The organism is Frankia tisae, from assembly GCF_025403405.1.
In the GTDB taxonomy this organism is placed as follows: Bacteria; Actinomycetota; Actinomycetes; order Frankiales; family Frankiaceae; genus Frankia; species Frankia tisai.
The window spans coordinates 1-13,714 of the sequence record NZ_JANEZT010000174.1 but is presented as its reverse complement, the minus strand read 5'-3'; the positions used below and the strand labels follow the sequence as shown (position 1 = coordinate 13,714).

Genomic DNA, 13,714 nt, shown 5'->3' with positions numbered 1-13,714 from the left:
CCCCTGGGCTGGGAAGGCGTGCTGCCCGAGATCGCCAAGTTGTGGCCCCCGGCCGGGCCGGACAGCCTGCTTGACAGCCTCATCGACAGGGTCGAGGCCCGCAACGGCGGCCCGCTCACCGACGACGTCGCCCTGCTGCTGCTGATGTGGGGGGCGGACTGATGGCAACGCCCAAAGGACCTTCCGGCGATGAGGTGGTCTCGGCGCCGGGGGGCGGCCCGAGGGCACGCGGCGGCGGGTCCGGGCAGTTCGGGTTCGGTCGGAGCTGGCGGTTGCGGCGCCGCCTCGGGGTGACCTACACGGTCGCGGCGGCGGCGCTGCTCATCATCGTCGGGCTGGTCGTGTCATCGCTGGTGCGGCTGGACAACGCCATCCACACCCGCAGCGACATCCTGGCCCCGGCCCTGCTGGGCTCCGCGCAACTCGTCAGCAGCCTGGTCGACCAGGAGACCGGCATGCGCGGCTACCTGCTTCAGGCCCGCGAGGAGTTCCTCGAGCCCTACAACAGCGGTCGCCGCGAGGAGAGTGCTCAGCTCGCGGACCTGCAAAGCCGGCTTGCCGAACGGCCCGACCTGCTCGGAAAGCTGAACATCCTCGAGGATCGGATCCGGGTCTGGCACCGCGACTACGCCGACCCGGCCATCAAGATGGTTCGCAGCCGGGGGCTGAACGCGGCGACGCTGCTATCGCCGGAGCTCGGCAAGCGGCGCTTCGACGCGGTCCGCGCCGCGTCCGACGGCCTGGAATCGGCGCTGCGGGTGAAGGCGATCAAGGCTCGGGACAACGTCGGCGCCGCGCTGCGCTTCCTCGTTCTCGCCCTTTCGATCGGCGCGCTGGTCCTGGTCGTCCTGCTGGCGGTGATCTCGCGGGCGCTGCGGGTCTGGGTCACCCGGCCGATCGAGCAGGTGGCCGGCGACGCGCGCACCGTCGCCTCCGGCCGTCTCGACCACGTTGTCGAACCCGCTGGCCCACCCGACATGGTGGCGCTGGCCAGTGACGTGGAGTCGATGCGCCAGCAGCTCCTGGGCGAGCTGGGGGTCGCGCGGGCGGCGCGCACCGCGCTGGAGACACAGGCCGAGGTGCTGCAGCGGTCGAACCGTGACCTGGAGCAGTTCGCCTACGTCGCCTCGCACGACCTGCAGGAGCCGCTGCGGAAGGTGGCGAGCTTCTGCCAGCTGCTGGAGCGGCGCTACGGCGACAAGCTCGACGAGCGGGGCGCGCAGTACATCGCCTTCGCCGTCGACGGCGCCAAGCGGATGCAGCAGCTCATCAACGACCTGCTCGCCTTCTCCCGGGTCGGACGGAGCACGGAGGGCTTCGTCGACATCCCGCTCGGTGACGTCCTCGGCCGGGCCACGACCACCCTCTCCCTGTCGATCGAGAACCTGCAGGCCGAGGTCACCGCGGACGAGCTGCCCGTCGTGCGAGGTGATCCGGTGCTGCTCACCCAGTTGCTGACCAACCTGATCGGCAACGCGCTGAAGTTCCGCGGCGATGAGACCCCGCGCCTGCATGTCAGCGCCGTCGAGCGGGCAGAGGACTGGGAGTTCGCCTGCGCGGACAACGGCATCGGCATCGACCCGGAGTACGGAGAGAAGATCTTCGTGATCTTCCAGCGCCTGCATGGCCGGGACGTGTACGAGGGCACGGGCATCGGGCTGGCCCTGTGCCGCAAGATCGTCGAGTTCCACGGCGGCAGGATCTGGCTGGACGCAACCGTGGAGCGCGGCACGACCTTCCGGTTCACGCTGCCGAAGCGGTCGTTGCTCGCCCCGGCGTCCGAACCCGCCGAGGTGGCGGACGCCGTGCCCGCCGTCGGCCAGCCAACTTCGCCCGCGTCCGCACCCGCACCACTCGCACCACCCGCATCGGCACCGCCTGCCCCTGCCCCTGCATCCAGCAACGCAAGGCCATCCGGAGGATCATCGTGAGCGAACCGCTCGTCCCGGTCGAGGTGCTTCTCGTCGAGGATGATCCCGGGGACGTGCTGATGACCCGGGAGGCCTTCGAGGACCACAAGCTGCGCAACCATCTCAATGTGGTCAGCGACGGCGTCGAGGCGCTGGCCTACCTGCGCGGCGAGGGGGAGTACGCGGGCGCGCCCCGCCCCGACCTGATCCTGCTCGACCTGAACCTGCCGCGCCGCGACGGGCGAGAGGTGCTGCGCGAGGTCAAGGCCGACGAGCGGCTGCGGCGGATCCCGGTGGTGGTGCTCACCACTTCCGAGGCGGAGGAGGACGTGCTGCGCAGTTACGACCTGCACGCCAACGCCTACATCACCAAGCCGGTCGACTTCGAGCGGTTCGTGGCCGTGGTGCGCCACATCGACGACTTCTTCGTGACGGTCGCGCGCCTGCCCGGGCAGTAGGCGGGCTGGCCGGCCCGCCGCCCGCAGCCGCACCGCCGGGTGACACTGCGCTGGTGGGACATCTCACCAGCGCGGCCGGCGGCATCGGAGTGACCGGCCGTCCGCAGGGTGGATGACCTGCCTGGCGGTGTCCGTCCGGTCGGTCGCGCCCGGTCTCGGGCGGGGCGAACATCGGGAATTCGGTGCGCAGCGCCGATCGCGCTGCGCACCGGTGGGGCCCTCGTCGCCTAGAGTGCGGCTCATGGCGACCGGACCGGAACCCGCCCAGCGCCGCGCCCGCACGCAGCGGCAGGCGCTCGCGGATCTGCTTACTGACCTCGGCCCGGGTCACCCCACCCTCTGCGCCGGGTGGAGCAACCACGATCTGGCTGCGCACCTCGTCACCCGGGAGCGGGTGCCCTGGGCCGCACCCGGCCTGCTCTTCAACAGCCTGCACGGCATCACCGCGCGGGCCGAGCGGGCCACGATGCGTGCCCACACCTACCCCGATCTGGTGGAGACCTTCCGGGCCGGACCGCCGTGGTGGCAGCCGACCCGGCTCGGGCTGATTGACGATGCGGCGAACTTCGTCGAGTTCTTCGTCCACGCCGAGGACATTCGCCGTGCGGACCCCGGCTGGAAGCCGCGTGAGCTGGACGACGCGGGCCGCGACGCGATGTGGGCGGCCCTGCGGCTGATCGGATTCGCCGGGTTCCGCCGGGCGGGGCTCGGCGTCGTCGCCGAGCGAATCGACCGGCCGGGCCGGCGCACCCTGCACGCCGGCGAGCCGGCCGTGGAGATCATGGGCCTGCCGGAGGAGCTCGTCCTCTACGCGTTCGGGCGGGGCGAGGTCGCGCGGGTCGAGGTGCGTGGCGCCGACGACGATGTCGAGCGCCTCCACGCTGCCCCCGTGGGTCTCTAGCCCGCCCCGGCCTGCCTCCTGATCCGGCGGCGATTCGCGCCACATCGGGGGGCCGGGGCGTAGGCGGGGAGTACCTGCGGGAGCGCGAGCTGCGAGGCTGGCGGGATGGCTCAGCAAACCCGTCTGGCCGCGCGGGTCGTGCTTGTCGACCCTTCCGACGCGGTGCTCCTGCTCCGGTCGCACGATCCGACCCTCGACAACGCACCGCAGTGGTGGCACGTGCCCGGCGGCGGCCTCGACGCGGGGGAGAGCGCCGAGCAGGCCGCGGTTCGGGAGGTGTTCGAGGAGGTCGGCTACCGCCTCCCCGACCCGGGCCCGGCAGTCGCCACCCGCCGGGCGTCGTTCACCTACCTGGGCTGCACGTTCTGGCAGTTCGAGACGTTCTTCGTCGCGCGGGTACCCAACCGCCTCGAGGTCGACTCGTCGTCCTGGACGGACATCGAACGCCGGTCGATCCTCGGCTGGGCCTGGTGGACCGTGCCCGAGCTGCAGGCGACGGAGCAGACCGTCTACCCGACGCGCCTGGTCGGCCTCATCGACGGCTGGTTGCGATCGGGACCGCCGGCGGCGCCGATCCGACTGTGACGGCGGGTGGCGGCCCGCCGCGGGGTCACCGCGGCGGGCCGCCACCCGGTTCACCACAGCGAGGCGTAGGCGGCGGCGCCGTTCGGGTTCTCGTTCGGGTTGAGCAGGGACGAGTGCACGTTGTTGGCCTCGGAGTTGTTGAAGTACGTCTCGTAGGCGAGGACGTCCCGGTTCGCGGCGAACGTCCGGTACATGTTGCGGACGTAGACGGGGTTGTCGCCGCCGGCCTGCCCGGCCCGGCCCGCGCCCGTGTCGGACCTGCCGACCAGGCCCCATTCCGGGACCGAGAACTGCTTGCCGTGCTGCCGCGCGAATGCGATCACCGAGCACAGCCCGGTCGACTCGGCGCACTGCGCGGCGAAGGCCGCGTCAGTGGTGCTCGCGGGCCACTGGTCGTAGGTGTCGATCCCGATGATGTCGACGTACTGGTCGCCCGGGTACACCGACCAGGCACCGCCGCTGTGGGCGTTGAGCGCCCAGTCGATGCGGGCCTGCGGGTCCGTCGAGCGGATCGCGCCGACGACCTGCCGGAAGCAGTTCACCCAGGTGGTGGCGTTTGTCTTGGAAACAGACCAGGGGAACCAGTTGCCGTTGAACTCCCAGGCAAGCCGGACGATGCTCGCCGGGCGGCCCTTGTTGACCAGCCAGCGGCCGAAGTCGGCCCAGTGGCTGGAGTAGGCGCCGCTCGCGCACGAGTTCATGTCGCCGCCGCCGGTCGGGAAGAAGGGCTGCGAGATGATCCACGTGCCGTTGAACGTCGAGAACTTCTCCGGCCCGCTGCCGACCCACGGGTTGGTCATGGTCTGCCAGCTCGACCGGTCGGCGAAGGTGAGCACGGCGTTGACGGGCGAGCCGCGGAAGCTTTCCCACGCTCGCACCTGCGTCATCGAGCCGGCGGAGACGCCGCTCATGCCGCCGGGCACGGAGCCGCCCCCGTTGCTGACGGGCACGATCGGAGCCTGGATGGCCGGTGGCTGCGTCGTTGGCTTCGTGGTCGGCGGCGACGCCGGCTTGGTGGCGGTCGGGACTCCCGGCTTCGCGGCGGTCGGTGCACCACCCGAGGCCAGCCGGCTGGGGGATGGCGAGGCAACCGTGGTGTGATTGCGGCCCGGGCGGCCCGTCCCGGCCGACGCGCTTGGGGTCGGCTTCGGGACGCCGCCGCGGGCGTGGATGTGGGCGGCGGCGGCCTCGACGGTGGTGGATCCGTCATCGCTGTGGGAGCCCCCTGCGGGGGCGATGTTCCAGCCGAGGGCGGCGGCCAGCAGGGCCAGGACGCCGAGTGAAGCGATCCAGGCAGGGTGGTGCGGGCGGCGGCGGCGTCGGGAGCCGGCTCGGGCTCTGGGCGGACTGGAGTTGTTCTCCGGTCGGTGTTTCACCGCGGCTATCCCTCCGTGCGTGGCGGTGGCGTCGTCAGAACCCCCCCGGGTCCCTGCTTCGGTGTCGAAGCTGATGACCTCCGTGTCGCGCAGCGGCCTGAGATGTATGGGGTTGGCCGCCGGGTTACCCCCTCGGTGCCCCGGCTGCCTGCCTAGTTAGATATGACGGGACACTACACGGATGGAATCCGAGGCGTTGTCCCAGCTCGGGCGCTATGGGCGATTCGTCCGGCCTGGTCACACCTGAACCATGTGTGCTTCTTGTGGGAGCCGTGGGTTTGATGTGTCTGGCGGGCGCGGGGGGACCCCCGACCCCGCATGTCGGTCCCGGGCTCGGCGGTTGCGTCCGATCACGCCTCGTGGTGTGGACATATGGCGGGCAGAGATCCCGGTTGTGCCACAATGTGCGCGCGGACTGGAGTGCCGTGGTGGTTCACGTCGGTGACTCACAGGATTCGCCGCGGGGATCGGGGTCATGGTCGGCGCGCGCCGACGCCCCCTGGCCTGGCGCCCCGGTGGTTATGGCAGCTGGGCGCGGCGGCGGCGGGGCTTCGGCCTGGCCGCCCCGCCGACATCAGGAGTGCACCGTATGTCCCAGCCACCCGAGTACCCATCAGGCGGGTACCCGCAGGGCGGTCACGACCAGGGTGGCAACGACCAGGGTGGCAACGGCCAGGGTCAGGGCGGTTACGGTCAGGGTGGCTACGGCCAGGGTCAGGGTGGCTACGGTCAGGGCCAGGGTGGCTACGGAGCCCCTCCGTCTGGCTACGGACCGCCACCTGGCGGGTACGGCGCACCGCAGGGCTTCGGCAGTCCGGAAGGCTACGGCGCTCCTCCCGGCTACGGGGCCCCCGGGGGATACGGCGGCCCCGGCGGGTTCGGCCCGCCGCCGCCGTACGGTCGCCCGATCCCGAACTATCTGTGGCAGTCGATCGTCGTGACCGTTCTGTGCTGCCTACCGGCGGGCGTGGTGGCGATCGTGTTCGCGACCAAGGTCGACGGCCGCGGGCAGATCGGTGACATCAACGGGGCGCTCGCCGCCTCGAAGAAGGCGCGGATGTGGTGCATCATCGCGGTGCTCGCGGGTGTGGCGTCGTTCATCATCTTTTTCATCCTGGCCCTGGTCGGCAGTTTCGACAGCAGCTCGAGCACGTCGTACTCGACGCTCGGGCCGACTGAGGTCTGAGGCACCCTGCGGTGTCCAGCCTGCCCGGTGGTGAGCGCCCAGATCCGGCCGACGCCGGGCCGCCCTCGGCGTGGAACCCGCACCCCGACCACCTCGGGGCCGTGGGCTGGCCGGGTGATTCCGGTCAGCCTGGGGGATACCCGGAGCAGCAGGCGGGCGGCGGCGCCGCGGATCGGCCGATCCGGACCTACCTGTGGCAGTCGCTTGTCGCGACGCTGCTGTGCTGTCTGCCCACGGGGATCGTGGCGATCGTCTATGCCACGCAGGCGCAGACCCGGCTGCAGGCCGGCGATCTCCGGGGCGCCCGGCAGGCGTCGGGGCGGGCCAGGCGTTGGTGCATCGTCTCGCTCATCGCCTTCGCGGTGGTCCTGCTGGTCTACGTGGTCGCCATCGTGATTATCGTGGCGATCGCGTCGCGCAACGACTGATCTCGTCGCTCGCGCCGTTCGGGCTCGTGATCTCGCCCGTCGGCGTGGGGCGGGATGGGACGGCCGCAGCCGGTGACCACGCGGGATGCTCCCGGGCGGCCCACCAGACGGGCACCATGCCGGTGCGCATGCCGACTCGGGCGACCGGGTCGTGGGCCGCCATCCACAGATGCCCGACGACCCCGAAGAACAGGCCGTACGCGAGCAGGTCGTGCACGAACGTGGCGCCGGTGCGGTAGCCGACCGGGATCGGGCCCAGCGGCCCGGCCCCCCACTGCATGATCACACCGGTGCCCAGCATCACCAGGGCGCCTCCCGCCGCGAAGGCGGCGAACAGCTTCTGCCCAGCGTTGAACTTTCCGACACCGGCCGCGATCCGGGCTCGTGCGGAGACCCGCCGCCATGAGCCGAACCGCAGGCTGGCGCGCAGCCAGGCGCGATCCGCCGCCGTGAACCGGTTGAGCGCACGCAGGTCGTGGCGGTAGCCGGCCGACGCGGCCGCAGCCAGCATCGGCACCGGCAGGGCGAGCCCGGTATAGAGGTGAACGGTCTCGACGAGCTGGCGGCGGCCCACCAGCTGGGCCAGCTGCGGCAGGTAGAGCGTCGCGCCGGTGAGAAGGCAGCAGCCCATCAGGGCCGCCGTCGACCAGTGCACCCAGCGGGGCACCCGGCCGAACCGGCGCACCAGGCCCGACGCGGACGCGATCTGCTCTGCCGCGGATGTCGCGCCGGCATCTGGTACCGGGGCGACGGCGGGCGCGGGCGGTCCGTGCGGTCCGTGCGGGTCGGCGGAAGACGGCAGCGGGTCAGACGGCTTCATCGGCCCGCCCGTTCGACCGGCCGACCCAGCCGTCGACGTCGTACCCCTGACGTTCCCAGTAGCCCGGGGTGACCGCGTTGACGACCTCGATCTCACCCAGCCACTTGATCGACTTGTAGCCGTACATCGGGGCGACGTACAACCGGACCGGTCCGCCGTGGTCGTGCGTCACCGGCGCGCCGAGCATGGTCAGGGCGACCAGGACGTCCGGCCGGGTGGCCTGGTCGAGGGTGAGGCTCTCGGTGTAGAGGCCGTCGAAGGAACGGAAGGTCAGCGCGGTCCCGGCGGGCTGGACGCCGGCCGCCGCGAGCAGGTCGCGCAGCAGCACGCCCGACCAGTGCACCGCCCCGACCCGCCAGCCTGTCACGCACTGGAAATCGCGCACGAGAGTCGCCTGCGGCATCCGGCCGAGGTCGGCCAGCGTCAGCGTCATCGGCCGGTCGACCAGGCCGTGCACGCGCAGCCGGTAGTTGGCTGGGCCGAGCCTGGGGACGCTGGAGGTCACCGTGTAGTAGCGGAAGCCCCCGACGGGCACGAGGTCGGACAGCCCCGTCGGGTCCCTTTCCCGGATCGGGGCGACCACCCGCTCGGCGGCGCGTTCCACCGGCGCCCCGAACGCGACTCCCGCGGCACCGAGAGTGATCATGCCGAGGACGACCCGTCGCCCGACCGGCGTGCCATCGGATGCCACGCTGCCCAGTCAACACCGCCGTCGGTCCGTTCGGAGTGCCGGGCCGGGGAGCGACAGCATTCTGTAAGGACTTGGAGCGCCGTCAGACCGGGCCGTCGTGTCCCCCGACGGCGGCCAGGACGCCGAGGATGACGACGCCGGCGGCGGTCGCGGCCAGGCACCAGGCGCGGCAGCGGCGCGAGGCCAGCCGCGCCCCGGCCAGGTCGCCCCGGGCGAGCCGGTCGGTGGTCCGCAGCGAGTACACCAGCCCGAACGCCCCGACCGGCGCGCACAGGATGGTCGCCACGATGGACAGGCCGAGGTGGTTGCGGACCCGCGTGGCCCGGTGGCTGGGAGCCCGCCGCTGCGGCAGCCGGTCCTCGCCCTCGGGCGGGACGCCGCTTTCGGGCCAGCCGCCGCCCTCGGGCGGGACGCCGTTTTCGGCCCTGATGCCGTCCTCGGCACGGATGTCGAAGTCAGCCCGGAGGTTGGAGCCAGCCCGGAGGTTGAAGTCGGTGCGTGGGCTGAAGGCAGTCCGTGTGCTGAAACCAGTGGTGGCAGTGAAACCAGCGGTGGCGGTGGAGTCGGCGGAGGCGCTGTAGTCGGCGTGGGTGGCGCGACCGGTGCGGGCCGCGGGACCGGCGGGCTCCGCGCCGGCCGTGGGCTCCGACCAGGTCGCCCGGGGATGGGGCTGGGTGCCCGGCCCCTGGAACCGGCTCGTCGGATAGCCGGTCGAGTAATGGTGACCGCTGGAGAAGAAGTGGTGGCCGGCGGTGTCGTCGCCGCCCGCGACCCCACGAGTGGCAGGCCGGGCAGGGCCGTCCGCGGGTGGCTGGGTGGCACGGAGGTCCCGGGCCGGTGAGGTGGTGCGGGTGTCCTTGGACGGGCGGGTGGCCTGCGCGTCCCGGTACGGGCGGCCGGTGCGGGCGTCGTAGTCGTCGCGCCACTTGTCGAGCAGCTCGTGCGCGGCGATGATGAGCTGCATCGCGCGGATCGAGCCAGGATGGCGGCTGGCCGGGTTGTCGGGGTGGTGGGCGCGGACTCGGGCCCGGTAGGCGCGGCGGATCTCGGTGCGGTCGGCGGAGCGGTTCACGCCGAGGATGGCGTAGGCGTCGGTCCCGTCGAGCTCGCGGACGAGCCGGTCGAACGGGCTCACCCAGGGCTCCCCTGTCGTCGGCCGGGCGCGTTACGCGGTAATCATAGGCTTTTGTCGAGACCGCCGTCCGCGTCCTGTCGCATGTGCGTGATCAGGCGATGATGTCCCGGCGGGACAGGGTGACCGCCCCGAGCACGGCGGCCCCGACCGCGTAGCCCGCCCCGACCAGCAGTGCCGTTCCGTAGCCGGCCTCAGCGACGCCGCCCTGGCCGATCGCGTCGAACACGAGGCCGGGCAACACGCGGTTCGACCCGCCCCACGACTCCTGGATGATGTGCTCGATCGGGAATGTCCAGGCGACCCCGACCGCCAGCGTGAGCGCCGTCGAGCGCAGCACGAGCCCGAGTACCGTGCCGGCCACGCCGAAGAAGGCCGCGGCGACCAGCGCGTCGAGGTAACCCGAGGCGAGATGCCCGAAGCCGTCGGTGCTCCACCAGGCGGACGTGTCGATCCCGCGGAGCGCGGCGACGGCGAGCCCGACCGCCACGCTGAGCACGAGTGCGGCGATCAGCGCGACGGCGACCAGGGCGAGCATCAGGGCCATCCGGCCGGCGAGCCAGCCCAGCCTGCGGGGTTCGCGCAGGAACAGCGTTCGCAACGTCCCCTGGCTGTACTCGAGGGTGATGGTGATCGCAAAAACGAGGAAGATCAGTAGGCCGGTGAAGCTGCTACCGCCGGTGAAACCAAGGGCCGTTCCGGCTGCCGTCGACACCTGCCCGGTGGTGACGTCGAAGCCCGCCGGCCCGCCGGTGGTGGCCGCACCGGACCCGCCGGCATCGGCCAGGCCAATGACCAGGACGGTCGACAGCACGCTGAGCAGGGCGAGGATGCCCATCGCCACCGCGGTGCTCGGCCGCCACAGCTTGATGAGCTCGGCGCGGAAGGAGCGCCGGGCCGCCAGGACGAGATTCATCGCGACATCTCCAGATCGGTCGTAACGTGCACGGAGGCCACGGCGGCGGCAGCGGTGCGGGACTGCGCGACCAGGCTCTGGTAGCGGTCCTCCAGGCTGAGCCGGCGGGGCGAGATCTCGATGAGGGTGACGCCGCGGGCCGCGGCGGCCCGGTTGATGCCGGCGAGCAGACGAGCGTGCTCCCGGGAGTCCGCCGGTCCGGCGCTCAGAGTGGCGACCACGTCGTGGGGGCGGCGGACCGCCGGCACCGACAGGCCGGCGAGCAGGTCCGCGAGCAGCGCGACGTCCTCGTCGTGTTCCGGGCGCAGGACGATGTCATGAGCCCGGGTGGCCATCAGGCTGTCGGTCGGGCCCTGGTAAGCCAGCCGGCCCCCTTCGACGACGATCAGCCAGTCGCAGATCTGTTCCACCTCGGCGAGCAGGTGCGAGGAGACGAGCACGGTGCGGGTACGCCGCGGCCCGCCGGGTGCGCCGGGTGCGCCGGGTGCGCCGGGTGCGCCGGGTGCGCCGGGTGCGCCGGGTGCGGCGGCTGCGGAGGTCGAGGTCGGGGCCGCGGCCAGCGTGCGGATGAGCTCACGCATGTGGCGGATGCCCGTGGGGTCCAGGCCGTTCGTCGGCTCGTCGAGGATCAGCAGGTCCGGGTCGGGGAGCAGGGCGGCGCCGATGGCGAGCCGCTGTTTCATCCCCAGCGAGTAGGACCGGACCCGGTCGCCGCCGCGGCCGGTGAGACCGACCTCGTCGAGGATGTCGTCCACCCGGGCGGGATCCTGGCCGCCGAGGGCGGCGAGCGCGGCGAGGTTGCGGGCGCCGGACAGCGCCGGGTACAGCGCCGGGCTCTCGATCAGCGCGCCGACCCGCGGCAGGTAGGCGGCGGGCGCGTGCAGCGGCTGCCCGAGGACGGTGCCCCGCCCGCCGCTGGGGCGGACCAGGCCGAGCAGCATCCGCAGCGTCGTCGTCTTGCCGGCGCCGTTGGGTCCGACGAAGCCGGCGACGACGCCTTCGGGAACGGTGATGTCGAGCTCGCTGACCACGGTCCGCCGGCCGTACCGCTTGGTCAGGCCGCGGACGTCGATGGCGTGGCGCGCGCCGGAGGTTGTCGTCATGCCGATCAGCCTGTCGGCCCGGACCGGTGCTGTCGTCCGTCGACGGGCGACACTGGCGTACGCACATGAGCGTCGCCCGGCGGTGTTCCGGTACGCGCGGACGCGGGAGGTGCGGTGCGCGCCTGGTCCGAGCGCGCCTGGTCCGAACCTGCCTTGGTCAGACCAGGCCGGCCTGGTTGGCCAGGACGGCGAGCTGGGTCCGGTCGCGGGCGGCGAGCTTTACCATCACCCGGCTGACGTGGGTGCGGGCCGTCGCGGGGCTGATCACCAGCCGGGCAGCGATCTCGTCGTTGGACATCCCGTGGCCGACGAGGCTCATGACCTCGCGCTCACGCACGGTAAGCCCGCTCAGATCCGGGGCCGTCACCGCCGGCCGGCGAGCGAACGTCTCGATGACGAGCCTGGTCACCGTGGGAGAAAGCAGCGACTCGCCCGCCGCCACGACCCTGATCGCCCGCAGCAGGTCCGCGGGCTCGGTGTCCTTGAGGACGAAGCCCGAGGCGCCGGCGCGCAGGGCCTCGAAGACGTACTCGTCCAGTTCGAAGGTGGTGACCATGACGAACCTGGTCGTGGCCAGCTGTGGGTCCGCCACGATCGTCCGCAGCGCCGCCAGGCCGTCGACCACCGGCATCCGGATATCAAGCAGCACCACATCCGGCCGGGTGGCCCGGACGATCTCGATCGCGGCCCGACCGTCCTCGGCCTCACCGACGAGGTCGAGATCGTCCTCGGTTTCGATGAGGACCCGCAGCCCGAGGCGAACCAACGGCTGGTCGTCGGCGATCACGACCCGAATCACGCGCGCACCTCCGCCTGCTCGCGGCCGCCCACCGGCAGCGGCAGCTCGGCCCAGACCCGCCAGCCGCCGTCGGGCACCGGCCCGGCAGACAGGACGCCGCCCAGTTCCGCGGCGCGATCACGCAATCCGGCCAGCCCCTGACCGCCCTGCCTCCCACGGCCGGGGAACGCGTCATTCTCCCGCGCCGAGCCGCCGTCGCGAAACGGTCCGGACAGCTCCGGACGCTCGGCGGTTTCGGGCCGGTCAGCCCGGTCGGATGGCTGTGACAGGTCGGATGGCTGTGACAGGTCGGGCCGGTCGGTGACGTCGAGGGTGAGCCGGCCTCCCGCCGTGGCCAGGGCCACCCGGACCCGAGTCCGGCCCGGCGGTGCATGGCGCAGGACGTTCGTCAGTGACTCCTGGATGATCCGGTAGGCGGCCAGGTCGAGGTCGGCGGGTAGCCCGGTCAGCCGGTCGGCCTCGTCCCTGGCGACGAGCTCGATCGGAACGCCGCACAGTCGCACCTCGCGCAGCAGCGACGACAGCCGGCCCAGCCCGGTCAGCGGCGGCGCGGGCAGCCGGCTCGCACTGGTCGCGCCAAGGGGACCGATCGAGCCGACCCGAGTGGCTGCATGCGAACGGTCGTCGACCGCGGCGACGCCGCCGCCACCCGCGCCGGCGCACTCGTCCTGCAATCCGTCGCCGATGGTGTCCCCATCCGCGCCCCGCGATCCGTCTTCGCCTCCGTCCCGGCCAGGCCGGGAGCCGTGGCCGGAGTCGGAGCCGGGGGTGGCCTGCTGGCCAGCGCGGGTGAGGGCGAGGGTGGAACGCAGCTCGTCGAGTGCGTCGACGCTCGTGCGGCGGATCGCCTCCAACGCCACCTGGGCCTGCTCGGGCCGCCGGTCCAGCACATGCAGGGCCACCGCAGCCTGCAACGAGATGACGGACAGGCTGTGCCCGACCACGTCGTGCACCTCGCGCGCCATCCGCAGCCGTTCCTGCTCGATCCGGCGTCGGGTCGCCTCCTGGGCGGCCTGGGCGGCGGCGAAGCGGTTGAGTCGGATCAGCGCACCGACGAGCGCCGGCACGCTGCACAGCGCGACCCCCCCGACCATCCCGAAGACCAGCCCCCAGCCGCCGGTGGCGTAGCCGCGGGCGTGGCCCACGGCCGACCCGGCCAGCAGGACGACGTTCGCGACCAGCACCGCCTGCCAGGATGTGCCCCGATCATGGCGCAGGCCGACGGACAGCGCCGCGACGATCAGTGGAACGATCGCCGGGCCGTGCGGGTAGCCGGCGGCGAAGAACAGGCCGAGCAGCAGGCTGGTCGCGAGCAGCATCACCAGCGGGGCCCGGCGGCGCAGCAGGACTGTCCCGGCGAGCAGGGTGAGCAGCACGAACGCCGGCGCGTCGAGGGCGCGGGCGGGTGG

The 13,714-nt window shown here is 72.5% G+C and carries 14 protein-coding genes and 1 pseudogene; 7 read left to right on the top strand and 8 right to left on the bottom strand.

Annotated features, from left to right (window positions below):
* The 5 genes and pseudogenes from NBZ85_RS17390 to NBZ85_RS17370 all read left to right on the top strand — a co-directional run.
* Positions 1 to 162, top strand: a pseudogene (locus tag NBZ85_RS17390) (serine/threonine protein phosphatase); the annotation flags it as partial.
* Positions 162 to 1,931, top strand: coding sequence for a sensor histidine kinase (locus NBZ85_RS17385; protein ID WP_261562241.1), 1,770 nt, complete (start codon positions 162 to 164; stop codon positions 1,929 to 1,931). The pseudogene NBZ85_RS17390 and the gene NBZ85_RS17385, both read left to right, overlap by 1 nt.
* On the top strand, positions 1,928 to 2,368 hold the full coding sequence (locus NBZ85_RS17380; protein ID WP_261557730.1) for a response regulator: 441 nt from the start codon (positions 1,928 to 1,930) through the stop codon (positions 2,366 to 2,368). The genes NBZ85_RS17385 and NBZ85_RS17380 overlap by 4 nt, the downstream gene beginning before the upstream one ends.
* Positions 2,369 to 2,609: 241 nt before the next feature.
* Positions 2,610 to 3,269, top strand: a complete 660-nt coding sequence (locus tag NBZ85_RS17375) for a TIGR03085 family metal-binding protein (protein ID WP_261557722.1) — start codon at positions 2,610 to 2,612, stop codon at positions 3,267 to 3,269.
* Positions 3,270 to 3,374: 105 nt separating this feature from the next.
* Entirely contained in the window at positions 3,375 to 3,854 is a 480-nt protein-coding gene (locus NBZ85_RS17370; protein WP_261557721.1) for an NUDIX hydrolase, read from the top strand.
* Positions 3,855 to 3,904: 50 nt separating this feature from the next.
* On the opposite strand, the gene NBZ85_RS17365 is transcribed toward NBZ85_RS17370, so the two are convergent.
* On the bottom strand, positions 3,905 to 5,230 hold the full coding sequence (locus NBZ85_RS17365; protein ID WP_261557719.1) for a glycoside hydrolase family 26 protein: 1,326 nt from the start codon (positions 5,228 to 5,230) through the stop codon (positions 3,905 to 3,907).
* 589 nt (positions 5,231 to 5,819) lie between these two features.
* Between NBZ85_RS17365 and NBZ85_RS17360 the strand changes: the two genes are divergently transcribed.
* Positions 5,820 to 6,416, top strand: a complete 597-nt coding sequence (locus NBZ85_RS17360; RefSeq protein WP_261562240.1) for a CD225/dispanin family protein — start codon at positions 5,820 to 5,822, stop codon at positions 6,414 to 6,416.
* Between the two features lie 11 nt (positions 6,417 to 6,427).
* Positions 6,428 to 6,844: a CD225/dispanin family protein gene (locus NBZ85_RS17355; RefSeq protein WP_261562239.1), complete on the top strand. Its 417-nt coding sequence runs from the start codon at positions 6,428 to 6,430 to the stop codon at positions 6,842 to 6,844.
* Here NBZ85_RS17355 and NBZ85_RS17350 read toward each other — a convergent pair.
* From NBZ85_RS17350 to NBZ85_RS17320, 7 genes are all read right to left on the bottom strand, one after another.
* Positions 6,813 to 7,664, bottom strand: coding sequence for a cytochrome b/b6 domain-containing protein (locus NBZ85_RS17350; RefSeq protein ID WP_261557714.1), 852 nt, complete (start codon positions 7,662 to 7,664; stop codon positions 6,813 to 6,815). The two genes, NBZ85_RS17355 and NBZ85_RS17350, sit on opposite strands and share 32 nt — an antisense overlap.
* On the bottom strand, positions 7,651 to 8,310 hold the full coding sequence (locus NBZ85_RS17345) for a molybdopterin-dependent oxidoreductase (protein ID WP_261557733.1): 660 nt from the start codon (positions 8,308 to 8,310) through the stop codon (positions 7,651 to 7,653). Before NBZ85_RS17345 ends, NBZ85_RS17350 begins: the two co-directional genes overlap by 14 nt.
* A 127-nt stretch (positions 8,311 to 8,437) precedes the next feature.
* Positions 8,438 to 9,490 (bottom strand): CD225/dispanin family protein, encoded by a 1,053-nt coding sequence (locus NBZ85_RS32715; protein ID WP_261557711.1) that lies wholly within the window; start codon positions 9,488 to 9,490, stop codon positions 8,438 to 8,440.
* A 91-nt stretch (positions 9,491 to 9,581) separates the two neighbouring features.
* Positions 9,582 to 10,403, bottom strand: a complete 822-nt coding sequence (locus NBZ85_RS17335; protein WP_261557709.1) for an ABC transporter — start codon at positions 10,401 to 10,403, stop codon at positions 9,582 to 9,584.
* Positions 10,400 to 11,506 carry an ATP-binding cassette domain-containing protein gene (locus NBZ85_RS17330; RefSeq protein ID WP_261562238.1) on the bottom strand — a complete coding sequence of 369 codons (1,107 nt, stop codon included), beginning with the start codon at positions 11,504 to 11,506 and terminating at the stop codon, positions 10,400 to 10,402. The genes NBZ85_RS17335 and NBZ85_RS17330 overlap by 4 nt, the downstream gene beginning before the upstream one ends.
* 157 nt (positions 11,507 to 11,663) lie before the next feature.
* Entirely contained in the window at positions 11,664 to 12,305 is a 642-nt protein-coding gene (locus tag NBZ85_RS17325) for a response regulator (protein ID WP_261557707.1), read from the bottom strand.
* A partial coding sequence (locus NBZ85_RS17320) for a sensor histidine kinase (RefSeq protein WP_261562237.1) occupies positions 12,302 to 13,714 on the bottom strand: 1,413 nt, incomplete at its 5' end. The genes NBZ85_RS17320 and NBZ85_RS17325, both read right to left, overlap by 4 nt.

What these genes read in the sequence shown, in the direction of transcription:
- NBZ85_RS17385 (WP_261562241.1), top strand. Translation starts at nt 162, where the DNA reads ATGGCAACGCCCAAAGGACCTTCCGGCGATGAGGTGGTCTCGGCGCCG.
- NBZ85_RS17375 (WP_261557722.1), top strand. Translation starts at nt 2,610, where the DNA reads ATGGCGACCGGACCGGAACCCGCCCAGCGCCGCGCCCGCACGCAGCGG.
- NBZ85_RS17370 (WP_261557721.1), top strand. Translation starts at nt 3,375, where the DNA reads ATGGCTCAGCAAACCCGTCTGGCCGCGCGGGTCGTGCTTGTCGACCCT.
- NBZ85_RS17360 (WP_261562240.1), top strand. Translation starts at nt 5,820, where the DNA reads ATGTCCCAGCCACCCGAGTACCCATCAGGCGGGTACCCGCAGGGCGGT.
- NBZ85_RS17350 (WP_261557714.1), bottom strand. Translation starts at nt 7,664, where the DNA reads ATGAAGCCGTCTGACCCGCTGCCGTCTTCCGCCGACCCGCACGGACCG.
- NBZ85_RS17345 (WP_261557733.1), bottom strand. Translation starts at nt 8,310, where the DNA reads ATGATCACTCTCGGTGCCGCGGGAGTCGCGTTCGGGGCGCCGGTGGAA.
- NBZ85_RS17335 (WP_261557709.1), bottom strand. Translation starts at nt 10,403, where the DNA reads ATGAATCTCGTCCTGGCGGCCCGGCGCTCCTTCCGCGCCGAGCTCATC.
- NBZ85_RS17330 (WP_261562238.1), bottom strand. Translation starts at nt 11,506, where the DNA reads ATGACGACAACCTCCGGCGCGCGCCACGCCATCGACGTCCGCGGCCTG.